Source organism: Ramlibacter tataouinensis TTB310, assembly GCF_000215705.1.
Taxonomy (GTDB): Bacteria; Pseudomonadota; Gammaproteobacteria; order Burkholderiales; family Burkholderiaceae_C; genus Ramlibacter; species Ramlibacter tataouinensis.
The window spans coordinates 2,117,817-2,140,768 of record NC_015677.1 but is presented as its reverse complement, the minus strand read 5'-3'; the positions used below and the strand labels follow the sequence as shown (position 1 = coordinate 2,140,768).

21 protein-coding genes are annotated in these 22,952 nt (G+C 67.8%); 13 read left to right on the top strand and 8 right to left on the bottom strand.

The annotated features are described in order from the left end of the window. Nucleotides 1–56: 56 nt before the first annotated feature. Both RTA_RS10390 and RTA_RS10385 read right to left on the bottom strand, forming a co-directional pair. A complete protein-coding gene (locus tag RTA_RS10390) occupies nucleotides 57–770 on the bottom strand; it encodes an ABC transporter substrate-binding protein (protein WP_041675336.1) in 714 nt (237 codons plus the stop codon). An 80-nt stretch (nucleotides 771–850) separates the two neighbouring features. After that, nucleotides 851–1,732: a metal-dependent hydrolase gene (locus RTA_RS10385; RefSeq protein WP_013901350.1), complete on the bottom strand. Its 882-nt coding sequence runs from the start codon at nucleotides 1,730–1,732 to the stop codon at nucleotides 851–853. Between the two features lie 141 nt (nucleotides 1,733–1,873). On the opposite strand from RTA_RS10385, the gene RTA_RS10380 reads away from it, so the two are divergent. From RTA_RS10380 to RTA_RS10370, 3 genes are all read left to right on the top strand, one after another. Further along, a complete protein-coding gene (locus tag RTA_RS10380; protein ID WP_041675335.1) occupies nucleotides 1,874–2,605 on the top strand; it encodes a heparan-alpha-glucosaminide N-acetyltransferase in 732 nt (243 codons plus the stop codon). Nucleotides 2,606–2,723: 118 nt separating this feature from the next. After that, nucleotides 2,724–5,177, top strand: a complete 2,454-nt coding sequence (locus RTA_RS10375; RefSeq protein WP_013901348.1) for a catalase — start codon at nucleotides 2,724–2,726, stop codon at nucleotides 5,175–5,177. A gap of 31 nt (nucleotides 5,178–5,208) precedes the next feature. Continuing rightward, nucleotides 5,209–5,697 carry a hemerythrin domain-containing protein gene (locus RTA_RS10370; protein WP_013901347.1) on the top strand — a complete coding sequence of 163 codons (489 nt, stop codon included), beginning with the start codon at nucleotides 5,209–5,211 and terminating at the stop codon, nucleotides 5,695–5,697. Between the two features lie 3 nt (nucleotides 5,698–5,700). Here RTA_RS10370 and RTA_RS10365 read toward each other — a convergent pair whose 3' ends face one another. The 4 genes from RTA_RS10365 to msrB are packed head-to-tail and all read right to left on the bottom strand — an operon-like array spanning nucleotide 5,701 to nucleotide 7,759. Then, on the bottom strand, nucleotides 5,701–6,480 hold the full coding sequence (locus RTA_RS10365) for a peptidylprolyl isomerase (protein WP_013901346.1): 780 nt from the start codon (nucleotides 6,478–6,480) through the stop codon (nucleotides 5,701–5,703). 45 nt (nucleotides 6,481–6,525) lie between these two features. Continuing rightward, nucleotides 6,526–6,795 (bottom strand): BolA family protein, encoded by a 270-nt coding sequence (locus tag RTA_RS10360; protein WP_013901345.1) that lies wholly within the window; start codon nucleotides 6,793–6,795, stop codon nucleotides 6,526–6,528. A gap of 8 nt (nucleotides 6,796–6,803) precedes the next feature. Then, nucleotides 6,804–7,352: a septation protein A gene (locus tag RTA_RS10355; protein ID WP_013901344.1), complete on the bottom strand. Its 549-nt coding sequence runs from the start codon at nucleotides 7,350–7,352 to the stop codon at nucleotides 6,804–6,806. Then, nucleotides 7,349–7,759: a peptide-methionine (R)-S-oxide reductase MsrB gene (gene msrB / locus RTA_RS10350; RefSeq protein WP_013901343.1), complete on the bottom strand. Its 411-nt coding sequence runs from the start codon at nucleotides 7,757–7,759 to the stop codon at nucleotides 7,349–7,351. The genes RTA_RS10355 and msrB overlap by 4 nt, the downstream gene beginning before the upstream one ends. Before the next feature lie 300 nt (nucleotides 7,760–8,059). Here msrB and RTA_RS20695 point away from each other — a divergent pair, with 300 nt between their 5' ends. The 4 genes from RTA_RS20695 to RTA_RS10335 are packed head-to-tail and all read left to right on the top strand — an operon-like array spanning nucleotide 8,060 to nucleotide 12,387. Beyond that, nucleotides 8,060–8,350, top strand: a complete 291-nt coding sequence (locus tag RTA_RS20695; RefSeq protein ID WP_013901342.1) for a hypothetical protein — start codon at nucleotides 8,060–8,062, stop codon at nucleotides 8,348–8,350. Then, nucleotides 8,281–8,703, top strand: coding sequence for an N-acyl amino acid synthase FeeM domain-containing protein (locus tag RTA_RS10345; protein ID WP_226986067.1), 423 nt, complete (start codon nucleotides 8,281–8,283; stop codon nucleotides 8,701–8,703). The genes RTA_RS20695 and RTA_RS10345 overlap by 70 nt, the downstream gene beginning before the upstream one ends. 7 nt (nucleotides 8,704–8,710) lie before the next feature. Then, nucleotides 8,711–11,218, top strand: a complete 2,508-nt coding sequence (locus RTA_RS10340) for an ATP-binding response regulator (RefSeq protein WP_013901340.1) — start codon at nucleotides 8,711–8,713, stop codon at nucleotides 11,216–11,218. 14 nt (nucleotides 11,219–11,232) lie between these two features. Beyond that, entirely contained in the window at nucleotides 11,233–12,387 is a 1,155-nt protein-coding gene (locus RTA_RS10335) for a hybrid sensor histidine kinase/response regulator (protein ID WP_143763060.1), read from the top strand. On the opposite strand, the gene RTA_RS10330 is transcribed toward RTA_RS10335, so the two are convergent. Beyond that, nucleotides 12,374–13,408, bottom strand: coding sequence for a fatty acid desaturase family protein (locus tag RTA_RS10330; RefSeq protein ID WP_041675333.1), 1,035 nt, complete (start codon nucleotides 13,406–13,408; stop codon nucleotides 12,374–12,376). The genes RTA_RS10335 and RTA_RS10330 overlap by 14 nt on opposite strands. Before the next feature lie 169 nt (nucleotides 13,409–13,577). On the opposite strand from RTA_RS10330, the gene RTA_RS10325 reads away from it, so the two are divergent. The 6 genes from RTA_RS10325 (at nucleotide 13,578) to RTA_RS10300 (ending at nucleotide 20,442) form a co-directional block, all read left to right on the top strand. Next, nucleotides 13,578–15,206 carry a 3-(methylthio)propionyl-CoA ligase gene (locus RTA_RS10325; protein WP_013901337.1) on the top strand — a complete coding sequence of 543 codons (1,629 nt, stop codon included), beginning with the start codon at nucleotides 13,578–13,580 and terminating at the stop codon, nucleotides 15,204–15,206. Nucleotides 15,207–15,321: 115 nt separating this feature from the next. Next, on the top strand, nucleotides 15,322–16,557 hold the full coding sequence (locus RTA_RS10320) for a branched-chain amino acid ABC transporter substrate-binding protein (protein WP_013901336.1): 1,236 nt from the start codon (nucleotides 15,322–15,324) through the stop codon (nucleotides 16,555–16,557). A gap of 81 nt (nucleotides 16,558–16,638) precedes the next feature. Further along, on the top strand, nucleotides 16,639–17,673 hold the full coding sequence (locus tag RTA_RS10315; RefSeq protein ID WP_013901335.1) for a branched-chain amino acid ABC transporter permease: 1,035 nt from the start codon (nucleotides 16,639–16,641) through the stop codon (nucleotides 17,671–17,673). Between the two features lie 3 nt (nucleotides 17,674–17,676). Then, nucleotides 17,677–18,969, top strand: a complete 1,293-nt coding sequence (locus RTA_RS10310) for a branched-chain amino acid ABC transporter permease (RefSeq protein WP_013901334.1) — start codon at nucleotides 17,677–17,679, stop codon at nucleotides 18,967–18,969. After that, nucleotides 18,966–19,745, top strand: coding sequence for an ABC transporter ATP-binding protein (locus RTA_RS10305; protein ID WP_013901333.1), 780 nt, complete (start codon nucleotides 18,966–18,968; stop codon nucleotides 19,743–19,745). The genes RTA_RS10310 and RTA_RS10305 overlap by 4 nt, the downstream gene beginning before the upstream one ends. Before the next feature lies 1 nt (nucleotide 19,746). Beyond that, entirely contained in the window at nucleotides 19,747–20,442 is a 696-nt protein-coding gene (locus tag RTA_RS10300) for an ABC transporter ATP-binding protein (RefSeq protein ID WP_013901332.1), read from the top strand. Here RTA_RS10300 and RTA_RS10295 read toward each other — a convergent pair. Then, nucleotides 20,412–22,943: an ATP-binding response regulator gene (locus tag RTA_RS10295; protein ID WP_041675331.1), complete on the bottom strand. Its 2,532-nt coding sequence runs from the start codon at nucleotides 22,941–22,943 to the stop codon at nucleotides 20,412–20,414. The two genes, RTA_RS10300 and RTA_RS10295, sit on opposite strands and share 31 nt — an antisense overlap. Nucleotides 22,944–22,952: the final 9 nt, after the last annotated feature.

Genomic DNA, 22,952 nt, shown 5'->3' with positions numbered 1-22,952 from the left:
TTCCTCAAGTTACGGCAAAAGACGGGACAGCGCTGCAATGTCTGTGCCATCGTGCGTTAGGTGCCACGCGGCAGTGCGACCGCGGCGCCTTCGATGCCATGGCGCCGCAGGGCCTCGGCGACGAAGCCGGAGGCCTTCATCTCCTCGATGAAGCGGCTGAGCCAGGCCTGCGCGGCGGTGCGGCCCTTGGGCACGCCCATGGCCTGCTCGATCACCATGAAGCGGCCCGGCAGCAGCCGCAGCCCCGGCACGCGCCGCGCGTCGGCCTCCAGCTGCTGCTTCACGCCGGCGGCGACCTCCAGGTCCTGTGCGACGAACAGGTCGGTGACGGCGGGCGAGGTCGGCGCCCGCACCAGGGTGGCCGACTTCAGCTCACGGCTGAGGAACAGGTCGTAGGCGCTGCCGCGGCCGACCGCCACGCGCGTGCCGGGACGGTCCACCTCCTCATTGCTGCGCAGCGGCGAGCCCTCCCGCACCAGATAGGCGCCTTCGATGACGACGTAGGGGGCGGTGTACTCCGTGTCGGCCGCGCGCACCGGGTCGATGGCCACGAAGGCCAGGTCCACGCTGCGCGCCTTGACGGCCTCGACCACGGTGCCGGCCGAGTTGAAGGTCACCAGCTCCACCGGCACGCCCAGCCGGCGTCCGGCCTCGCGCGCCAGGTCGACCGACACGCCGCGCGGCTGGCCGTCCGGCCCGCGGCCAGCCAGGATGGGATTGCCGAAGTTGATGGCCGCGCGCAGCGTGCCGGTGGGCGCCAGTTCGGCCATCGGCGGGGCGGAGCGTGGCGCCCGTGCCGCGCACGCCGCCAGCCCGGCAGCCGCTGCCGCGAGCCAAAGCCGCCGCCGCATCAGAAGTCCAGCTTCTGGCCGGGTTCCAGCGCCAGCATGCGGGCCGTGCTCCTGCCCAGCGCGGCCTCGAACTCCGCGGGCGTGCCGCGCAGCACCGGCAGGGTGCCGTAATGGATGGGCACGGCGTACTTGGGCTTGATCATGTCGCGCACCACCATGGCGGCCTGTTTCGGGTCCATGACGAAGTGGCCGCCGATGGGGATCAGCACCAGGTCGGGCCTGTACATCTCGCCGATCAGCTTCATGTCGCCGAACACGCCGGTATCGCCCATGTGCCAGACCTTGAAGCCGTTCTCCATCTCGATGATGAAGCCCACCGGTTCGCCGCCGGGGTAGACCATGTCCTTGCCGGCGCTGTCCTTCCAGGCCAGCTCGGACGAGTGCTCGGCCCGCACGGCCGTGATCTTGGGACCGTTCGGGCCCAGCGGCGCGACGGTGCCGCTCTTGCCGAAGCGCGGCGCCAGCTCGCCCGGCAGGATGCCCAGGGTGGCCACGGTCTGGCCCAGTCCGGCCGGGCCGAACATGGGCGCCTTGTGCATCTTGGCCAGCTCCGGCGCGTCGGCGAAATGGTCGAAATGCGCGTGCGTGACCAGGATCAGATCCACCTTGCCCAGCGCCTCCAGTGCCTTGAAGTTGGCCGGCGTCTTGGGGTTGGTCTTGAGCCAGGGATCGATGACGATGACCTTGCCGCCGGGCGTGGTGATGCGGGTGGTGGCCTGGCCCAGCCACAGCACCTCGGTCTTGCCGGCGGTGGGCGTGGCAGAGGCGGCGGAGGCCACCGGCATGGATGCCGAGCCGCCGGTGGCGGGGACATTGGCCATGGGAGCGCAGGCCGCGAGCGCGGCGAGCAGCGGCAAGGCATACAGCGGGCATGTTCTCATCGATGGCTCCTGGTGGTCCGTGTTGGTTGGCATGCCAACGGCTGGCAGCGTGGGATTGGATGCCGCAACCACCGATTCGTCAACTGGCCATTCCGGCCGCGCTGCCGGGCTGGCGCGGCGCAAGCCCTACACTTGCGCGTCATGCCACCGCGCCGCCACGACCGCATCGATGCCCTGCGCGGCCTGGCCATCGTCTGGATGACGGCGTTCCATTTCTGCTTCGACCTGAACCACTTCGGCTGGCTGAAGCAGGACTTCTACACCGACCCGTTCTGGACCTGGCAGCGCACCGCCATCGTCAGCCTGTTCCTGTTCTGCGCCGGCCTGGGCCAGGCGGCGGCCGTGGAGCAGGGCCAGCGCTGGCCCCGGTTCTGGAAGCGCTGGGCCCAGGTCGCCGGATGCGCCTTGCTGGTCACGGCCGGCTCTTACCTGATGTTCCCCAGGAGCTTCATCTACTTCGGCGTGCTGCATGGCATCGCGGTGATGCTCATCATCGTGCGCCTGACGGCCGGCTGGGGGCGCTGGCTGTGGCTGGCCGGTGCCCTGGCCATCGCCGCCAAGTTCGCGGCGAGCCACGCCCACGCCCTCGGGGTGGCGCCCGGGTTCCTGAACGATGCGGCCTGGAACTGGCTGGGCCTGATCGGGCGCAAGCCGGTCACCGAGGACTACGTGCCGCTGCTGCCCTGGCTGGGCGTGATGTGGTGGGGCATGGCGGCCGGCCAGTGGCTGCTGCGCCGGCGGCCCGAGCGGGTGGCCGGGCGGCTGCCGACGGCCGCCGCGCCGCTGGCCTGGCTCGGGCGCTGGAGCCTGAGCTGGTACATGCTGCACCAGCCGGTGCTGATCGGCCTGATGACGGCGTGGCGCTGGGCCTGAGCTCGGCGCAGGCCGATCGCTCCCGACGAGGAAGGCCCCGTCCGACGACGAGCGGGCAGGACGGCTTGTAGCGTGGCTGGCGGCAATACCGCCGAACCCAACAACAAGCACCCCCTCCATGCCCAGATCCCCCAGGAACAGCGACAAACCCACGGCTGCCGGCGACGCCGGCGCCAAGAAGCGCACTGCCGCCAAGGCCGCCGCCCGCAACACAGACAGCGGCCCGTCGCGCGTGGCAGCCGCTGCGGGCGACCTGGCCGCAGAGAAGATGGCCCAGGTCGAGGCGCTGTCCGCGGCCATGCCCCACAACCCGACCAAGGCGGCGGAGCACGGCTTTGCCAATGGCCTGAAGCCGCAGCCGGGCGCCACGGCACAGCCGGCTTCGCGCCTGCCGACCGGCAGCACGCTGTCGGAGGAGAACGGCTCGGGCAAGACCGGCAGCGTCGCGCCCGAGGGTGTCAATGCCACGATCGAACCGCTGGACCGGGTGCGGGTGGATTCGTCTGGCCAGCGGCTCACCACCAACCAGGGCGTTCCGGTCGCGGACAACCAGAACTCGCTGAAGTACGGCGTGCGCGGGCCGGCGCTGCTGGAAGACTTCATCCTGCGCGAGAAGATCACCCACTTCGACCACGAGCGCATCCCCGAGCGCATCGTGCACGCGCGCGGCTCCGGTGCGCACGGCTTTTTTGAATGCTACGAACCACTCACGCAGTACACCAAGGCGGCGCCGTTCCGCGAGGCCGGGAAGACCACCCCGGTATTCGTCCGGTTTTCCACCGTGCAGGGCGAGCGCGGCTCCAAGGACACGGCGCGCGACGTCCGCGGTTTCGCGGTGAAGTTCTACACCGACGAGGGCAACTGGGACCTGGTGGGCAACAACATGCCCGTGTTCTTCATCCAGGACGCGATGAAGTTCCCCGACCTGGTGCATGCCGTGAAACCCGAGCCGCACCACCAGATGCCCCAGGCGGCCAGCGCGCACGACACGTTCTGGGACTTCGCCTCGCTCATGCCCGAGATCACGCACATGCTCATGTGGGTGATGTCCGACCGCGCGATCCCGCGCAGCTACGCCACCATGCAGGGCTTCGGCGTGCACACCTTCCGGCTGGTCAACGAGGCCGGCGAGTCGGTGTTCTGCAAGTTCCACTGGACGCCCACGGCCGGCACCCATTCGCTGGTCTGGGACGAAGCGGTCAAGATCTCGGGGGCCGACCCGGACTATCACCGCCGCGACCTGTGGGAGCGCATCGAGGCCGGTGCCTACCCGGAATACGAGCTGGGCCTGCAGATCTTCACCGAGGAGCAGGCCGACCAGTTCAGCTTCGACATCCTGGACGCCACCAAGATCGTGCCCGAAGAGCTGGTACCCATCAGGCCGGTGGGCCGCATGGTGCTCAACCGCAATCCCGACAACTTCTTCGCGGAGACGGAGCAGGTGGCCTTCTGCACGGCGCACATCGTGCCGGGCATCGACTTCTCCAACGATCCGCTGCTGGCCGGCCGCATCCATTCCTATGTGGATACCCAGATCACGCGCCTGGGCGGGCCGAACTTCCACGAGATCCCGATCAATTCGCCCGTCGCCCCGGTGCACAACAACCAGCGCGACGGCCTGCATCGCCAGGCCATCCACCGCGGCCGCGTGGCCTACGAGCCGAACTCGCTGGCGGGCGGCTGCCCGTTCCAGGCCGGCGCCGAACAGGGATTCGTGACCGTGCCGGCGCGGCTGCGGGCGCAGGAGGAGCAGGGCAAGGTGCGCGGCAAGCCGGAGAAGTTCGCCGACCACTACACACAGGCCACGCTGTTCTTCGACAGCCAGACGCCGGTGGAGCAGGACCACATCGCCAACGCGTTCCGGTTCGAGCTGTCCAAGGTGACGGTGCCGGCGATCCGCGAGCGCATCGTCGCCATGCTGCGCAATGCGTCGGAGCCCTTGGCCAGGAAGGTCGCTACGGGGCTGGGCATCGATCCCCTGCCCGAACCGCAGCCATTGGCTCTGGCCAACCCTGCCAAGCCCGAGGTGCAGAAGTCCCCGGCGTTGTCGCTGCTGGCGCGCCCGGGCGACGGCTCGCTCAAGGGACGCAAGGTGGCCGTGCTGGTGGCGCCCGGCGTGGAAGGCAAATCGGTCGCCCTGGCGCAGGCGGCCCTGCTGGAGCAAGGGGCGATCGCGCGCCTGGTCGGCACCCGGATCGGCCGCATGCCTACCAGCGCGGGCGACGCGCTGGACGCGGACGCCTCGCTGGAGAACGAGCCCGGCTTCCTGTTCGACGCCCTGATCCTTCCGGACGGCCAGGAAGCCGTGGCGGCACTGGCCCAGGACGGGCACACCATGGAGTTCATCAGGGACCAGTTCCGCCATTGCAAGACCATCCTGGCGCTGGGTGCGTCGCGCCAGCTGATGGTCAAAGCCGGCTTGCCGGTCAGCATGGACAAGAGCCACGCCCAGGGCGGCACCGGGCTCATCTTCGCCGAGGCGGGCGACGCGCGCCAGGCGATCGCCGCCTTCATCGAGGGCATGACCCGGCACCGGCATTTCGGCCGCGAGATGGACCCGCCGCTGCTGTGAAGAACCTTCAACCCGACACGGAGACACCACCATGACACCCCTGGCCGACAAGAACGCCTGTGAGCTGCTGGACGCCGACCACATCGCCGTCAAACACCTGTTCGTGGAGTACGCCCGGCTCGCCGCCGTGTCTCCTGGCGCGGCCGGTGCCGACCGTGCCGCCATCGCCATGCGGATCTGCGACGAGCTCACCGTGCATGCGCAGATCGAGGAGGAGATCTTCTATCCGGCGCTGCAACGCGCCATGCCCGATGCGGGCGACCTGCTGCAAGAGGCGCGCGCCGAGCACCAGCAAGCCAAGGAGATGATCGCGCGAATCCAGGCCATGGACGCCGCCGATGCGGCCATGGATGCGCTGGTGGCCGAGCTGAACCGGGCGATCGAGCACCACGTCAAGGAGGAGCGCGACGAGCTTTTCCCCAAGGCCAGGACGGCGCCCGGCCTTGACCTGGACGCACTGGGATCGCAACTGCGCTCGCGCCAGCAGGAGCTGCAGGCCGAGAGCTCGGCCCCGGCCTGAGCCTTATTCCACCTTGGCCTTGGTGCGCAGGTCGTCCTGGAACTTGGCGAGCTTTTGCTGCTGCAGCTGCTGCGCGATCTGCGGCTTGACCTCTTCCAGCTTGGGCAGCTGGGCCTGGCGCACGTCGTCCACGCGGATGATGTGCCAGCCGAACTGGCTCTTGACCGGCGCCTCGGTGGTCTGGCCCTTGTTCAGCTTGACCATGGCTTCGGCGAACTCGGGCACGTAGCTGCTGGCGTTGGCCCAGTCGAGGTCGCCGCCGTTCGCGCCGGACCCCGCGTCCTTGGACTGCTTCTTGGCGATCTCCTCGAACTTGCCGCCCTTCTTGAGGCCGGCGATGATCTTCCTGGCCTCGTCTTCCTTTTCCACCAGGATGTGGCGGGCCCGGTACTCCTTGCCCCCGTTGGCCGCGACGAACTTGTCGTACTCGGCCTGGATCTCGGCATCCGTCACCGGGTTCTTCTTCTGCTGGTCGGCGAACAGCTCGCGGATCAGCAGCGTCTGGTGGGCCAGTTCCATCTGCGACTTGAAGTCCTCGCTGCCTTCCAGGCCGCGCTTTTGCGCTTCCTGCATGAAGATCTCGCGGGCGATGACTTCGTCCTTGATCTGGTTGCTCATCTCCGGCGTGACCGGCCGGCCCGACTTGGCCACCTGTGCCGACAGCGCATCGACGCGCGCCTTGGGCACCGGCTTGCCGTTGACGATAGCGACATTCTGTGCGGCGGCGGGCAGGGCGGCGCAGAGGGCGGCTGCGGCCAGGGCCGTGAGGAGGTGCTTTTTCATGGGATTGCCTAGGGACGGTCAGGAGCGGGAGATGATCGGCAAGGATCAGAGGGTTTCGATCGCCAGCGCATGCAGGCCACGGTCGATGAAAATTCGCAGCGCATCATACACAAGGCGATGCTGCGCCACGCGGGGCTTGCCGGCCAGGGCCGGGGAAGCGATCCGCACCCGGAAATGGGTGCCGGAACCCGTGCCGTCGGCGCCCGCATGGCCCGCATGGGCTGCGCTCTCATCGATGACTTCGAGGTGACTGGGCGCCAGGAGTTCCTGCAGCCGCTGCTGCAGGGCCTGAGCGGTGATCCCGGTGCCGGCCACGCGCGTCCTCAGGGCTTGTGGGGCGATTCCTCGGCCTTCAGGTAGCGGCCGAGGTACAGCGCCTGCCCCACCACGAACAGAGCCATCAGGCCCAGGCCGCCGAACAGCTTGAAGTTGACCCAGGTGTCGGTGTCGAAGCTGAACGCCACCCACAGGTTCAGCACGCCCATGGCGGCGAAGAAGGCCATCCAGCTCCAGTTCAGGACCCGCCAGGCGGCCTCGGGCAGCTGCATCTGGGCGCCCATCAGCGACTTCAGCAGGTTCTTGCGGAACAGCAGCTGGCCCACCAGCAGCGCGCCGCCCATCAGCCAGTACAGCACCGTGGGCTTCCACTTGATGAAGGTGTCGTTGTGCGCCAGCAGGGTGGCGCCGCCGAACAGCACGATCACGCCCAGGCTGAGCCACTGCATGGGCTCGACCTTGCCGGTGCTCCAGCGCAGCCAGGCGATCTGGGCGATGGTCGCGACGATGGCCACGCCGGTGGCGACCCAGATGTCCCACAGCTTGAATGCCGCGAAGAACAGCAGGATGGGAAAGAAGTCGATGAGCAGCTTCATGCCTTGGGTGCGAAGTCGAGCGAGGCGGAGTTCATGCAGTAGCGCAGGCCCGTGGGGGTCGGCCCGTCCGGGAACACATGGCCGAGGTGGGCGCCGCATTGTGCACAAACCGTCTCGGTGCGCACCATGCCGTGGCTGCGGTCGGTGATCTCCTTGATCGAACCGGGCACGGCCTCGGAGAAGCTGGGCCAGCCGCAACCGGCATCGAACTTGGTGCCGGAGTCGAACAGCTTGTTGCCGCAGCAGATGCAGTGGTAGCTGCCGTCGGCCCAGACGCGCTCGTACTTGCCGGTGAAGGGGCGCTCGGTGGCGGCGTGGCGCGTGACGTCGAAGGCGCGGGGCTCGGCGCCTTTCTGCGCCAGCAGGGCCTTCCACTCGGCCTCGGTTTTCTGGATCGGGTAGGTCATGAGATGAGCAGCTGAATTCGATGGAGGTGACCCCGTCGGGCGGAAAGCCGGCTATTGGGCCTTGTGGCGGGATGCCCGTCAAATGGGGACGGCACCAGCGCCCGCAAGGTCCGCACGCCCGACAAGTCGCGGGCCTTGGCTTGGCGGATGGATTGTCGGCCCCGCAGGCCGAGACACCGGGGTGCGGGGGCATAGCGCCCACCGGCAAGGATGAGTTTGTCAAAACTGACAGGGTTGAGTTACGGTCCAGCCCGGCCTGATAATGCGGCCACGTCGAGCTCGCATCCCAGGATCCTCCCAATGAGCGTTCAAGTCCTTTCCCCCGTGGCCGCCATCGGCTACCCGGTCGCGCCGCCGCAGCGCGAGGGCGGTTCCATCCAGGACGTGGTGCTGCGGCACCTGAAGACGCCCGCGGAGATCGCCAGCGTGCTGCACCTTCGCGAGGAGATCGACTTGTCCGTCCATGCGGCCGCCGGGCCGCAGTTCGCCGTGCTCGAAAAAAAAGAGACGAGTGCGGTCTGGTGTTCGGCTTCTACCTTGAGGGCGATCCGATCGGCACGATCCGCATCGTGCCCATGGGCTATCAGCTGACCTTGACGGAGACGCTGCTGCTGCAGCTCGGTCACGGTGCGCCGGTGCCTACTCCATCGGATTGGGAGGTGGGCCGGCTCGTGCTCGCACCCGAGCACCGCAGCGACGTGGACGCACTTCGTCACTGTCTCCACCTGGCCCTGCAGTACGCTTGCACGCATCGGCAGGTGGACGACCTGTATGCCTCCTGCACCCACGTGCTCGGGCGGCTGTACCGCCGCTTCGGCTTCAACGCCTTCGCCAAGGACGTCCCTTTGTCAGGTACGGAAAAGCGCTACACCCTGATCTGCGGCGGCTCGACCGGCGTCGCCGCCAGCCTGTCGGGGCGCAACGACACGAACCGGCCTCAGTGATACAGCCATGAAGTGGATCCATCGGCTGTTTGCCCATTACAAGGCCTACCACCAGCATGGGCCCTTGCTGTTGCGCTACATGAGCCTGCTCGTGCTGTTCGGGTTTCCGCTCCTTTATCTGTTGCGATTCACCAAGACCGCTCCCAGCTACAACGACCTTCCGTTGCGACTGGTCAACGTCGTCATTCTTCTCGGCCTGCTCCTTCGCGACCGGTGGCCCGAGTCGCTCAAGCGCTACTACCTTCCGTATTCGTATGCGGTGATGATCATCACCCTACCGCTGACCTTCGTGTTCACCTCATTGAAGAACGGAGGCGGACCCGGGGCGATCGGCAACACGTTCATGGCCGTGTTCCTGCTCATCCTGCTAGCGGATTGGCGGAACATGGTGGTCATGCTCCTGACCGGCTTCGCCTCGGCTGCGGTGCTCTATGTGCTCACGGACCCCGACCCGAGGCTGCCGATGGACTATGTGGCCCGGCTTCCGGTGCTGATCGCCGCGGTGGTTGGGGGCAGCCTGTTCAAGTCCGCACTCGAGCAGGCGACGGCTGAACGGGTCCGGCAAGCCTACGGCTCGCTGGCTGGCTCCATCGCGCACGAGATGCGCAACCCGCTCACCCAGCTCAAGCACAACCTGGAGAGCATGCAGCAGGCGCTGCCCCTGCCCACCGTGGCGAGCCGCGAGCAGGCCGTGGAAGGCGCGGCGATCGACGAGCTCTACCGCCATGTGGCGCATGGCGAGTTGGCTGTCAGCCGGGGCTTGCAAGTGATCGCCATGACCCTGGACGAGGTGAACGCCAAGCCCTTGGACCCGGCGGCTTTCTCGTACCTGTCGGCGTCCGACGCGGCGGGCAAGGCGGTGCGCGAGTACGGGTACGCCAGCGAGCTGCAGCGCGGCCGCGTGCGCCTGGAGGTGTCGCAGGACTTCGTCTTCAAAGGCGATGAAACAGCCTTCGTATTCGTGCTCTTCAACCTGATCAAGAACGCGCTGTACTACCTGCCGGTGCGGCCGCAGTTGGAGGTGGTGATCACGGTGGCGGAGCAGGAGATCCGGGTGCGGGACACCGGCCCTGGCATGACCGATGATGTGCTGGCCCATGTGTTCGAGCCGTTCCGCTCCGCAGGCAAGACGGGGGGCACCGGCCTGGGACTGGCCTACTGCCGGCGGGTGATGCACTCCTTCGGCGGGGAGATCGGCTGCCGTTCCGTCCCCGGCGAGCACACCGAGTTCGCCATGCGCTTCCCCGCCGTAGCCGCGGCCGACCTGCAGGCCCACCAGGCCCGGTTGTGGCAGCAGGCCACGGCCGCATTCGCCGGGCGCCGGGTGCTGGTGGTCGACGACGACGACACGGCCCGGCAGTACACGGTGCACAAGCTGTCAGACACGGGCATTCGGGTCGACACGGCCTCGAGCGCCGCCGAGGCCCTGGCGCTGCTCGGCCGCACCTCTTACGACCTGCTGGTGACGGACTTGTACATGCCAGGCATGGACGGCTACGAGCTGGCCGCCCGCATACGCCGCGGACGCGTGGGACATCAGGACGTTCCCATCCTGGCGCACAGCAGCGAACCTGGCCACGTGGCGGAAGTCAAGGCCCGCAAGGCCGGCATGGACGGCTTCGCGAGCAAGCCCAGTTCGCAGCTGGCGCTGCTGCTGGCCATGCAGCGTGCGCTGGACCGGCACCAGGGCGCCCGGCGCGCGAAGGCGCTGGCCGGTCGCACGGTGGTTGTGGCGGACGACAACAGCTGGAACCGGCGCGCCGTGTCGACCTACCTGCAACAGGCGGGGATCGCGGTGGTCGAAGCGGAGCATGGCGAAGCGGTGCTCGCGCTGCTGCGCGGCGGTCAATCCTGTGATGCGGTGCTGCTGGACATCCACATGCCGGGGCTGGGCGGCTACCAGACCGCGCGGGCCTTGCGCGCCGACCCTCCCGGCGGACGGCGGTTGGCCATCGTGGCCATGACCGCCCGCTCCGATGCCGCCGCCGTCGAGGCGGCCAAGGCGGCCGGCATGGATGATTTCGTGACCAAGCCGGTCAGCGCAGCGGGCCTTTATGAGACGCTCGAGCGCCTGCTTTCCCAAGCCGAGAACGGCGGCGGAGCGGTGGTGGCCCGAGAGCCTTGGGTGGGCTACCACCGCGCGCCGCCAGCGCCGCAGGAGGCGCTGCTCGACGTGGACCGTCTGGAGAACTATGCCCGCCTGGGCCTGCTGGACGAGTTGGTGGACGAGGGCCTGCCCGAGCTGGAGCGGCTGGTGGATACCCTCCGCACGGCAGTCACGTCCATCGATTTCCAGGGCTGCCTGGAAACGCTGCACGCCTTGCTGGGCATGACCGGCGAGGTGGGCGCGGCCGCGCTGTATCGCCGGGTGCGTTCGCTGTACGTGCCCATGCTGGAACACAGGCGCTGGCCGGCGGAGGAGGGCTGGGAGTCCGACATCGGTGCTCTGGCCAAGCAGACCGTGTCCGCCGTGCGCAAGTACCGTCAGGACCGGCAGCCCACGGGAGTGCATTGATGGAAGCTTCACCCATGCCGACAGCTGCCGAGACCCCCGTGGGCAGCACGGTACTGTTCGTCGACGACGAGTCGATGTCGCGCAAGTGGTTCGCCCGGGCCTTCGGCGACGAATTCAACATCCTGACCTCGGCCAGCGCCGACGAGGCCCTGGCCGTCCTGCGCGGGCACGAGGAGATCGCAGTGCTGGTGACCGACTACCGGATGCCGCAGCAGGACGGCATGAAGCTGCTGCGGGCCGTCCAGCGCGATCATCGGCACGTCATCCGGCTGCTGGCCACCGCCTATGCCGAGAAGGACGTCGCCATCGCCGCGGTGAACCAGGGCAGGGTGCTGCGCATCCTGGAGAAGCCCCTGGATGAGGCATCCACCCGCGATGCCTTGCGGGAGGCGGTGGCGCTGCACCGGGCGCAGGCGATGGAGCGCGCCTTGAACGAGGGGCGGCTCACCGCGCTGCGGGAAACGCTGGGGTTCCTGGCGCACGAGCTCAACACGCCGCTGGCCACCGTCCGCGGCCTGGTGGGGACGCTGGCCAGCCGCTACGTGCGGCCCGCGCCGGGCGAGGAGCCTGGCATCGCCAGGATCACCGAGCATCGCGCCGGCGAGGTGCTGGCTGCCCTGGAAAGCGCCGAGCGGCGCGCGCTGTACTGCCAGTCCCTGGTGTCCACCTTCGTCCAGTCGGCGCGTGATGCCTATCCGGGCGTGGCGCCGCAGACGGTCAGCGGCAGCAGCCTGGTCGACGCCCTGCTCGACGAGTTCCCCTTCGAAAACAGTGAGCGTTCCTGGGTCAGCCGCGACATCGAGCACGATTTCCAGCTGCCGGGCCGGCGCGACCTGCTGTACCTGGTGCTGTGCACCCTGGCCAAGAACGCGCTGCAGGCGTTGCGTGGCCACGCCGCGCCCAGGCTGCACATCCGCGTCGGGCGGGAGCTTGAGGTCGGCGGGCCCGTGCGCGCTTGCATCCGATTCGAGGACAACGGCCCCGGCATCCCGCCGCAGGTGCTGGCTCGCCTGACGCGCGAACCCGTCACGACCCGGGCTCAGTCCGGCGGCAATGGCATGGGCCTGATGTTCTGCCGGCGGGTGATGGAGTCCATAGGCGGCAGCATCGCCGTGGACTCGGTGCTGGGCGCCGGAACGAAGGTGTCGCTCTACTTCAAGACGACTTGACCGGCGCAGAACCAGGCGGCACGGACCAGTGTCCGCGCGACGCGGAGAACCACTGCCAAAGCAGCCGCAGCAGCGAGCGGTGCTCGTACACGCCTTCGCGTTGAAGGATGGGGCGCACCAGACGCAGTGCTGCCGGCATCCGGTAGAAAGGGATGTTGGCGTAGTAGTGATGCACGAGGTGGCAATCGCCAGTTCCCCACCAGAACATCACGCGGGTGAACAATCCTGTGCGATAAAAGGTGCCCACCCACAGCGGGTTGTTCCGATCCAGGTCGAAATGCTCCAGCACGATGCGCACCGTGTTCAGCGGCGGAGTCACGACGGCGAAAGGTAGCAGGTATCCGAACACGACCAATCGCCAATCCCATGCCGCGCTCGCGGCTACCAGCCCCCAGATCACATAACGCGTGGATTTCTCCCAACGCAGGCGCGTCTCGTCGCCGTGTGCCGCACGCGCCTGCGGCGGTTTTTGCGGGTCGGCGGGCAGTGTCTGCCGCTGTTGCGACACCAGCGACCGGTAGAAGATGGCGCGATATGCGATTAGGGCCGGTGTCGCGTAGACCAGCCGCCTCAGGCGGGTGTCTATGCCTTGCTTGTGCATCTCGGTATCGCCGTCCGTACCCAGGGCGCGGTGATGCTTCAGGTGCTGGCTCTCGTAAAGCGCGCTTCGCAGCTGCGCCGGCCAGGCAAGGACCGAGGAGACAACCCATCGAAGCCGCTGCGGGAACAACTTGCGATGGACGAATGCATCGTGGTTGAGGATGGCCATCACGATGATCAGGTTGCCCTGCACGACCAGGCACAACCACCAGAGAGGATCCTTGAAGCTGCCGGTCGCGAGCTTCCAGGCGCAAACCAGGAACAATGCGATGGAGCCGACGATGGCGGCCAGGTCGAGCGCCAGGTTGGGCGCGTGCAGGCGCGCGAGCTGCTCGGTTCCCAGTTCGCGGGCGATCACGGCCCGCGCGGCGCGCAGCTCTAGCTCTCTGGGGGCGGAGGGGAGGGACCGGTGCTCGCTCATGGCGTGTAGGGGTGAAAGGAGGAGCATATTTTCTTCGGGCGCGGGCCACAAGTGCGGCGTGCAGCGACGGCAGGGCTTTCACGCATTCCCGAGCCTTGGCCGGCCGCCGTGCGACGGCTTAGGATGGAGGCCGTTCCATCCACAAGAAATTTCATAGGAGACACTTCCCATGCTCGGTCTGATGCAAAGCCAGCCGCTGCTGATCTCGTCCCTCATCGAGTTCGCCGAACGCCATCATGGCGACGCCGAGATCGTCTCGCGCCGCGTGGAGGGCGACATCCACCGCTACAGCTGGCGCGATGTGGCGCTGCGTTCGCGCCAGGTGGCGCATGCCCTGGATGGGCTGAACCTGCTGTTCTCCGACCGGGTCGCGACGCTGGCCTGGAACGGCTACCGGCATCTGGAGCTGTACTTCGGCGTGTCGGGCTCGGGCCGGGTGCTGCACACCATCAACCCGCGCCTGCACCCCGAGCAGATCGCCTGGATCGCCAACCACGCCGAGGACCAGGTGCTGTGCTTCGACGCCACCTTCCTGCCCCTGGTGCAGGCCATCCACGCCAAGTGCCCCACCATCCGGCAGTACGTGATGCTGTGCGAGGCGGGCAAGCTGCCGCAGGACAGCGGCATCCCCCACTTGGTGGCCTACGAGGACTGGATCGGCGGGCAGCCCGTCAGCTACGAGTGGCCCAGCTTCGACGAGAACTCCGCCTCCAGCATGTGCTACACCAGCGGCACCACGGGCAACCCCAAGGCCGCGCTGTACAGCCACCGCTCGACGCTGCTGCATGCCTACGCGGCCGCGCTGCCCGACGTGATGGCCCTGTCGGCGCGCGACGCGGTGCTGCCGGTGGTGCCCATGTTCCACGTCAACGCCTGGGGCATCCCGTATTCGGCGGCGCTGACCGGCTGCAAGCTGGTGTTTCCCGGGCCGGCGCTGGACGGCAAGTCGGTTTACGAGCTGATCGAGGCCGAGAAGGTCAGCTACGCCGCCGGGGTGCCCACCGTGTGGCAGATGCTGCTGGGTCACATGGCGCCCAACCAGCTGCGCTTTTCCACGCTCAAGCGCACCGTCATCGGCGGCTCCGCCTGTCCGCCGGCCATGATCCACGCCTTCCGCGAGCAGTACGGCGTGGAGGTGCTGCACGCCTGGGGCATGACCGAGATGAGCCCGCTGGGCACGCTGTGCACGCTCAAGAACAAGCACCTGGCGCTGCCGCCCGAGGAGCAGATGAAGATCCGGCTCAAGCAGGGCCGCGCCATCTTCGGCGTGGACATGAGGATCGTCGGCGGCGACGGCCGCGAGCTGCCCTGGGACGGCAAGACCTCCGGCGACCTGCACGTGAAGGGCCCCTGGATCGTGCGCGAGTACTTCAGGGGCGAGGGCGGCGACCCGCTGGTGGACGGCTGGTTCCCCACCGGCGACGTGGCCACCATCGACCCTGACGGCTACGTGCAGATCACCGACCGCAGCAAGGACGTGATCAAGTCCGGCGGCGAGTGGATCAGCTCCATCGACATCGAGAACGTCGCCATGGCGCACCCCGCGGTGGCGATGGCGGCCTGCATAGGCATGAAGCACCCCAAATGGGACGAGCGGCCGATCCTGGCGGTGGTCAGGAGGCCCGGCGCCGAGGTCACCCGGGAGGAACTGATCCGTTTTTACGACGGCAAGGCCGCCAAGTGGCAGGTGCCGGACGACGTGGTGTTCGTCGACGCCATCCCGCTGGGCGCCACCGGCAAGATGCTCAAGACGCGGCTGCGCGAGATGCTCAAGGACTACCGCTTGCCGACGGCTTGAGCCGCGTCCGCATGTCACCTGGGCGATAGCGGACTGGCGGCTTACGGGCAATCCCTGAGCGTTGCGCTGCACAAAAACCATTACCCTGCGCGCTGTTCGCTTCCAGGAGACAAGCATGAAGTTCGCGTTGAAAGCCCTCGTTGCCGCCGCGGTGCTGGCTGCCACCGGCACGTCGTTCGCCCAGAAGGGCGAGACCGTGAAGATGGTCCGGATCGACCCGTTGACCGGCCTGCTGGGGCCGGTGGGCGTCAGCCAGGGCAAGGGCTACCAGTTCTTCGCCGAGAAGTTCAGCGGCGCGGGCAACCCGGCGGGCGTGAAGTTCGAGGTCACCCTCATCGACAACAAGCTGAGCCCGGCCGAGAGCCTCAACGCGCTGAAGGCGGCCATCGACCAGGGTGCCCGCTACATCATCCAAGGCAACGGATCGTCCGTGGCGCTGGCCCTGGTGGATGCGATCAACAAGCACAACGAGCGCAATCCCGGCAAGGAGGTCCTGTACCTCAACGACGCCGCGGTCGACCCGGACCTCACCAACAGCAAGTGCAGCTACTGGCACTTCCGCTTCGACGCCGACACCTCCATGAAGATGGAGGCGATGTCCAGCTTCATGGTGGACCAGAAGGACATCAAGAACGTCTACATCCTCGGGCAGAACTACTCGCACGGCGTGCAGGTGGCCAAGTACGCCAAGGAGACGCTGGCGCGCAAGCGCCCCGACATCAAGATCGTCGGCGAGGACCTGCATCCGCTGGCCCAGGTGCGCGACTTCGCGCCCTACATCGCCAAGATCAAGGCCTCCGGCGCCGACACCGTCATCACCGGCAACTGGGGCTCGGACCTGTCGCTGCTGATCAAGGCGGCCAACGAAGGCGGCTTCAACGGCAAGTTCTTCACCTACTACGCCGGTGTGACCGGCACGCCCAGTTCCCTGGGCCAGAACGGCGCGGGTCGGGTGTACCAGGTCGCCTACAGCCACTACAACATGGGCGGCCAGATGGACAAGTGGATGGCCGAGTTCAAGCAGAAGTACAACGACGACTTCTACACCGGCTCGACCATCCGCATCTTCGAGACGCTGGGCGCCGCCATGGCCCAGGCCAAGTCGACCGACCCGGTCAAGGTGGCCGCCGCCCTGGAGGGCATCAAGGTCAAGAGCTTCAACGGCGAGGTCGAGATGCGCAAGGCCGACCACCAGTTGCAGCAGCCGCTGTACATCTCCGTCTGGCAGAAGGCCGACAAGAAGTACCCCTACAGCCCCGAGAACACGGGGATGACGCTGGCGCCGGTGAAGGAATTCCCGAACTACGTATCCAGCACGCCCACCAGCTGCCAGATGAAGCGTCCTTCCTGACGCTGCCTCCGGCAAGAAGGAGCCCATACGGGTGCACCGTATCGGGCTCCTTGTTTTTGCCGGCCACCGGAATCGGTCGACATGGAGTTCCTGATCATTTCCCTGCTCAACGGGTTGAGCTACGGCTTGCTGCTGTTCATGCTCAGCTCGGGGCTGACCCTGATCTTCAGCATGATGGGCGTGCTCAATTTCGCGCACGCCAGCTTCTACATGCTGGGAGCCTACATCGGCTACAGCACGTCCCGGTTGATCGGCTTCTGGCCCGCCGTGTTCATCGCGCCGCTGCTGGTGGGCGTGCTGGGCGCCCTGTTCGAACGCACCTTCCTGCGCAAGGTCCACAAGTACGGCCACGTCCCCGAGCTGCTCATCACCTTCGGCCTGTCCTATGTGGTGGTGGAGGTCGTCCAGCTCGTCTGGGGGCGCCTGGCCGTCGAGTTCCGCCCGCCGGAGCTGCTGCAGGGCCCGGCGTTCACCCTGGTCAACCACGCGGTGAACGGGCTGAGCGTGCTGTGGGGCGCGGCCCCGGCCAGCCTGTGCAACGCCGCGGATGCGGCCGTGCGGGTGGTCTGCTCGCCGTTCCCGGCGACGCGGGGCTTCATGATGCTGATCGCGCTGGTGATGCTGCTGTCGGTGTGGCTGCTGCTGACGCGCTCGCGCATCGGGCTGGTGATCCAGGCGGCGCTGACGCACCCCGAAGCGGTGGAGTCCCTGGGGCACAACGTGCCGCGGGTCTTCATGCTGGTGTTCGGGGCCGGCACGGCCCTGGCGGGGCTGGCGGGCGTGATCGGCGGCAGCACCTTCCTGACCGAGCCCTCCATGGCGGCGACCGTCGGCTCGGTCATCTTCGTGGTGGTGGTGGTGGGCGGCCTGGGGTCGCTGTCCGGCGCCTTCCTCGCGTCCCTGCTGATCGGCGTCGTCCAGACCTTCGCCGTGGCCTTCGACTATTCCATCGGCTCGCTGGCCGCGCAGGTCGGCATCCCCCTGGGCAGCGCCGTGCAGGGCAATTCGCTGGTGAAGATGACCCTGTCGCAGGTGGCGCCCATCCTCCCGTACCTTCTGCTGGTCCTGATCCTCATCTTCCGTCCCAAGGGCCTGCTGGGCACGCGCGAGGGCTGACGCATGAAACAGTATTACGAGTTCAAGCCGCTCAACATCGGCCGCTGGCTGATCTGGAGCCTGTTCGCCCTGGCGCTGGTGTTCGCGCCGCTGGTCTTCACCAGCGGGCTGTCCATCACCATGCTCTCGCAGATGGGCATCGCCATCATCGCCTGCCTGTCCTACAACATCCTGCTGGGGCAGGGCGGCATGCTGAGTTTCGGCCATGCCGTCTACACCGGCCTGGGCTCCTACCTTGCCATCCACGCACTCAACCAGGTGGCCAGCGGCTCCCTGCCGCTGCCGGTGGTCACCATCCCGCTGGTGGGCGGCCTGGCCGGCATGGGGTTCGCGGCCTTGCTGGGCTACGTCACCACCAAGAAGTCCGGCACGACGTTCGCGATGATCACGCTGGGCATCGGCGAGCTGGTGTTCGCCATGTCCCTGATGGTGCCCGAGTTCTTCGGCGGCGAGGGCGGCATCAACGCCAACCGCGTGGTCGGCAAGCCTTTCCTGGGCATCAACTTCGGCCCGCCCATCCAGGTGTACTACCTGATCGCGGCCTACACCTTCGTCTCGGTGGCCGCCATGTTCGCCTTCACGCGCACGCCGCTGGGCCGCATCCTCAACGCCGTGCGCGACAACCCCGAGCGCGTCGAGTTCATCGGCTATGACACGCAGAAGGTCCGCTACCTGGCCTTCATCACCGCCGGCTTCTTCGCGGGCATCTCCGGCGGCCTGGCCGCGCTGAACTTCGAGATCGTGACCGCCGAGGTGGTCGGCGCCGCCCGCTCGGGCGCCTACCTGCTGTTCACCTTCCTGGGCGGCGCCACCTTCTTCTTCGGCCCCATCATCGGGGCCATCCTGATGGTGCTGGCCTTCATCCTCTTCAGCGAGTTCACGGCCGCCTGGCTGCTGTACCTGGGACTCATCTTCCTGTTCATGGTGATGTACGCGCCCGGCGGCGTCGCCAGCCTGATCATGATGAACCTGCGCGTCGCCGCCTTCGGCAGGCTCCGACCCCTGTGGGTGAGCTACCTGGCCCTGGCCTTCTGCGCTCTGGTGGCCATGGCCGGCGGCGCGGCGATCGTCGAGATGGTCTACCACCTGCAGCTGAGTTCGCTGCCGGGCGGCACGGTGAAGTTCATGGGCGCGGCGCTGGATCCCAGGAGCGTGGACAGCTGGTTCGGCTCGGCCTTCGTCATGCTCACCGGCATCGGCCTGTTCGAGCTCGCGCGGCGCCAGTTCAGCCGGCAATGGGGCGAGATCCAGGAGTACATAGAGAAGGAGATCAAGCGTCGCGAGGCCCTCTCATGACGGCCGCTTCGACCTACGCGCTCGAATTGAAAGACCTGCGCAAGAGCTTCGGCAAGACCGAGATCATCCGCGGCGCCAACCTGGCGGTGGCGCCCGGCGAGCGCATCGCCGTGATCGGGCCCAACGGTGCCGGCAAGTCCACGCTGTTCAACCTCGTCAGTGGACGTTTCGAGCCGACCAGCGGGCAGGTCCTGCTGCACGGGCAGCGCATCGACGGCAAGCGGCCATTCGAGATCAACCGCATGGGCCTGTCGCGCAGCTTCCAGATCACCAACATCTTCCCCAAACTCAGCGTCTTCGAGAACCTGCGCTGCAGCGTGCTGTGGAGCCTGGGCTACCGCTACACCTTCCTGAAGTTCCTGGCCGACCTCGACGACGCCAACGAGCGCGCCGACCGGCTGATGGAAATGATCCGGCTGGACAAGAAGCGCGACGTGCTCGCGATGAACCTCACCTACGCCGAGCAGCGCGCGCTGGAGGTCGGCATCACCATCGGCGGCGGCGCCAGCGTGATCCTGCTGGACGAGCCCACAGCCGGCATGAGCAGGAGCGAGACCCGGCGCTTCATCGAGCTGATCAAGGAAGTGACGGTGGGCAAGACGCTGCTGACGGTGGAGCACGACATGGGCGTGGTGTTCGGGCTGGCCGACAGGATCGCGGTGGTGGTCTACGGCGAGGTCATCGCCTTCGACACGCCCGAGAACGTGCGGGCCAACCAGCGCGTGCAGGAAGCCTACCTGGGCTCGCACGTGGCCGAGACGCCGGGAGGCCACTGAGATGCTCCAGGTCGACAACCTGCATGCCTTCTACGGCAAGAGCCATGTCCTGCATGGCGTCAATTTCGAGGTGCGGCCTGGCGAGATCGTGGCCCTGCTGGGCCGCAATGGCTCGGGACGCTCGACCACGGCCAAGGCCGTCATGGGCATGGTCGAGTGCACCGGCAGCGTGGCCTGGAAAGGCCGGCAGACGCTGGGAAGGAAGCCTTACGAGATCGCCCATCTGGGCATCGGCTACGTGCCGGAGAACCGCGACATCTTCCCCAAGCTCACCGTGCACCAGAACCTGATGCTGGGGCAAAAGCGCGCCGGGCAGAGCGGCCGCTGGTCGTTCGACGACATGTACCGCATGTTCCCGCGCCTGAAGGAGCGCCAGCACACCGAGGCGGGGGTGCTGTCGGGCGGCGAGCAGCAGATGCTGACGCTGTGCCGCACGCTGATGGGCGATCCCGACCTCATCATCATCGACGAGCCCACCGAGGGGCTGGCGCCCAAGATCGTCGAGCTGGTGGGCGGTTACCTGAAGGCGCTGAAAGCCCGGGGCATCTCGGTGCTGCTGATCGAGCAGAAGCTCACCATTGCGATGGCGATCTCCGATCGGGCCCTGGTGATGGGCCACGGCAGCATCGTGTTCCAGGGAACGCCCGACGGCCTGCGGGCCGATGCCTACACGCGCAAGGAGTGGCTGGAGGTCTGAGACGCGGGCGCGGCCGCCGCCGGCCGCAGCGCATAGGCAGCCAGCACCGCCTCCTCGGTGGCGCTCGCCAGCCCCGCGATGCGGGCCGGCCAGTCGCGCGGCTGCGGCCATTCGCCCTGCGACAGCGCCCGGTAGCATCCCTGGGCGGTCTCGTGCAGGGCCTGCGCCCCGATCTCGCCGCTGGCCCCCAGCAGCGAATGCAGGGCCATGTAGGCGCCGTCACGGTCCGCGGAGGCCGCGCAGGCTTCCAGCCGCTGCGTCAGCTGGCGGATGTCCGCCAGGCACATGGGAAACAGCTCGTCCAGGATGCCGAGCCGGCGGAACTCGTCGGCGCGCTCGGTGTTGAGCAGCGTCGGCGTGCCGCCGTCGTGCGGCGTCTCCTGCCGGGACGGGCTGGCTGCCGGCGTTCCGCCCAGCAGGCGCGCCAACTCACCCAGCAGCATGGGCACGTCCAGGGGCTTGGTCAGGACGCCGTCCATGCCGGCGGCCATCGCGGCCTGCGATTGCGCCGCCGAGACATGCGCGGTGAGCGCAAGAATGGGCGTCTTGCCGGCCGGCGCGGGCAGGGCCCGCAGCGCCTGGGTGGTGGCGATGCCGTCCATCCCGGGCATGTGCATGTCCATCAGGATCACCGTGGGCCGCACGCCCGCACCCACCAGCTGCAGCACCTCCCGGCCATGCGCCGCCTCGACAACCTCCATGCCCAGTTCGGCCAGGCGGGTCCGGGTCAGGGAGCGGTTCAACGCGCTGTCTTCGGCCAGCAGCACCGTGGTGCCCTTCCAGGCCGCGCCGGTCCGTTCGGCCTGCGCGGGGCGGGCGGTCATGACCGCCACGACCGCCTGGGTCCACTCGGCGTCGCTGCAGCCCTTGGCGAGGAAACCATCCATCCCGGCCCGACGTCCACCAGCCTCCCACCCGGCGGGCTCGGCGCTGAAGCCGATCACGGGTGTGCGTTCCCTCCCGGGGACCTTGCCTTGCCGGATCAGCCGGGTGGTCTCCAGGCCATCCAGGCCCGGCATGCGGATGTCCATGACCACCATGTCGTAAGCCACCCGGGCCAGCATGTCCAGCGCGGCCGCGCCGCTGCCGGCCTCGTCGGCCCCGCAGTCGGCGGCCGTCAGCCGGGCGACCGTGGCCTTGCGCAGGTTGGGATCGTCGTCGACGACCAGAACGCGCTTGCCGGCCAGCAGGCTGCGCAAGTGCGATGCGGTGTCCGGCCGCTGCTCCTGCCCGTCCGGCGCGACTTCGGGAAAGGTCATCGTGAACTCGGTGAACTCGCCCAGCGTGGAGCGGCAGGTGATGTCGCCGCCGAAGGCGCGCATCACCCGCCGGCAGAAGGCCAGGCCCAGCCCCGTGCCCTCGGGCTTGCCCGCGCTGTGGAATTCCTGGAACAGGCGCGCCTGCACGGCAGGGGCGATGCCCGGGCCCGTGTCGCGCACGACGATGCGGTGGCCCGCCTCGCGCGCGACGGTGATGGAGAGCGTGGCGCCGGGATGCACCGGCAGGTAGTACAGGGCGTTCTTGATGAGGTTGTACAGCACCATCAGGAACGCGGTGGGCTCCCCCTTGAACGTGAAATCGCCGCGCACCTGCACCGACACCTTGGCCCGCTGGGACTCGTCGTCGTAGGCATACTCGTCCACCGCCTTGCGCACGCACTGCGCGGCGGACAGGCGGGTGAACGTGGAGGCGTCCAGCGCGTTGGTGTTGAGCTGCTGCAAGGTCACCGTGATGGCCTGCAGTCCCCGCGTGACGGCCTGCTGGCCTTGCGCGATGCTGCGGGTCACGGCGGCCGCCTGCTCGGGCGACAGCACGGCAGGCATGCCGCCCTGCGGCGCCGGGACGGCGGCGGCGATCTGGTCCAGCACCTGGCGGATCTGCGCGAGCGGGTTGCGCATCTCGTGCGCGATGGAGCCGGCCAGGCCGGAATAGAGGCCGCGCATGCGTTCCAGCTCGGCGCGCTTCTCGGCGTACTTGGACAGGCCGCCGCCGGCGATGAGGATGCCCGACAGGGGAACCCACCAATAGAGGAACTCGGCTGGCAGCTGGGCGCCGGGACTGACCGTCCAGTAGACGACCACCGCCATCACATAGCCCGTCACCAGCATGACGATGGTGTTGCGCCAGTCCGTCAGCAGGATGATGAGAACGGCTCCTATCACCACGTTGACGATGGTGTTGGCCGCCGCCTTGTTCTGCAGCAGGGTGAACGGCAGCAGGAAGGCCAGACAGTAGAAGATGGTCAGGTAGGAGTAGGGCAGGTAGAACGGCCGCAGGCGCTCCGGCCACCACCGGCGCAGTGCCAGGAACAGGCACAGGACGATGGCTGCGAGCCGAAAATTCAGGTCGTCATACCGGGGCGGCAGCTTGCCCGTCAGCCGTGCGGCATAGAGCAGCGGAAATGCGATGGAGCCGACGACGCCGATCCACTGCAGCAGAGACTTGTTCGACTCGTGGTGATGCCGGTAACCGTCGTACAGGGTCGCTATCAGCTTTTTCATGTCCATTCC

Coding starts and splice junctions, on each gene's coding strand:
- RTA_RS10390 (WP_041675336.1), bottom strand. CDS start 770: ATGGCCGAACTGGCGCCCACCGGCACGCTGCGCGCGGCCATCAACTTC.
- RTA_RS10385 (WP_013901350.1), bottom strand. CDS start 1,732: ATGAGAACATGCCCGCTGTATGCCTTGCCGCTGCTCGCCGCGCTCGCG.
- RTA_RS10380 (WP_041675335.1), top strand. CDS start 1,874: ATGCCACCGCGCCGCCACGACCGCATCGATGCCCTGCGCGGCCTGGCC.
- RTA_RS10375 (WP_013901348.1), top strand. CDS start 2,724: ATGCCCAGATCCCCCAGGAACAGCGACAAACCCACGGCTGCCGGCGAC.
- RTA_RS10370 (WP_013901347.1), top strand. CDS start 5,209: ATGACACCCCTGGCCGACAAGAACGCCTGTGAGCTGCTGGACGCCGAC.
- RTA_RS10365 (WP_013901346.1), bottom strand. CDS start 6,480: ATGAAAAAGCACCTCCTCACGGCCCTGGCCGCAGCCGCCCTCTGCGCC.
- RTA_RS10355 (WP_013901344.1), bottom strand. CDS start 7,352: ATGAAGCTGCTCATCGACTTCTTTCCCATCCTGCTGTTCTTCGCGGCA.
- msrB (WP_013901343.1), bottom strand. CDS start 7,759: ATGACCTACCCGATCCAGAAAACCGAGGCCGAGTGGAAGGCCCTGCTG.
- RTA_RS20695 (WP_013901342.1), top strand. CDS start 8,060: ATGAGCGTTCAAGTCCTTTCCCCCGTGGCCGCCATCGGCTACCCGGTC.
- RTA_RS10340 (WP_013901340.1), top strand. CDS start 8,711: ATGAAGTGGATCCATCGGCTGTTTGCCCATTACAAGGCCTACCACCAG.
- RTA_RS10335 (WP_143763060.1), top strand. CDS start 11,233: ATGCCGACAGCTGCCGAGACCCCCGTGGGCAGCACGGTACTGTTCGTC.
- RTA_RS10330 (WP_041675333.1), bottom strand. CDS start 13,408: ATGAGCGAGCACCGGTCCCTCCCCTCCGCCCCCAGAGAGCTAGAGCTG.
- RTA_RS10325 (WP_013901337.1), top strand. CDS start 13,578: ATGCTCGGTCTGATGCAAAGCCAGCCGCTGCTGATCTCGTCCCTCATC.
- RTA_RS10320 (WP_013901336.1), top strand. CDS start 15,322: ATGAAGTTCGCGTTGAAAGCCCTCGTTGCCGCCGCGGTGCTGGCTGCC.
- RTA_RS10315 (WP_013901335.1), top strand. CDS start 16,639: ATGGAGTTCCTGATCATTTCCCTGCTCAACGGGTTGAGCTACGGCTTG.
- RTA_RS10310 (WP_013901334.1), top strand. CDS start 17,677: ATGAAACAGTATTACGAGTTCAAGCCGCTCAACATCGGCCGCTGGCTG.
- RTA_RS10305 (WP_013901333.1), top strand. CDS start 18,966: ATGACGGCCGCTTCGACCTACGCGCTCGAATTGAAAGACCTGCGCAAG.
- RTA_RS10300 (WP_013901332.1), top strand. CDS start 19,747: ATGCTCCAGGTCGACAACCTGCATGCCTTCTACGGCAAGAGCCATGTC.
- RTA_RS10295 (WP_041675331.1), bottom strand. CDS start 22,943: ATGAAAAAGCTGATAGCGACCCTGTACGACGGTTACCGGCATCACCAC.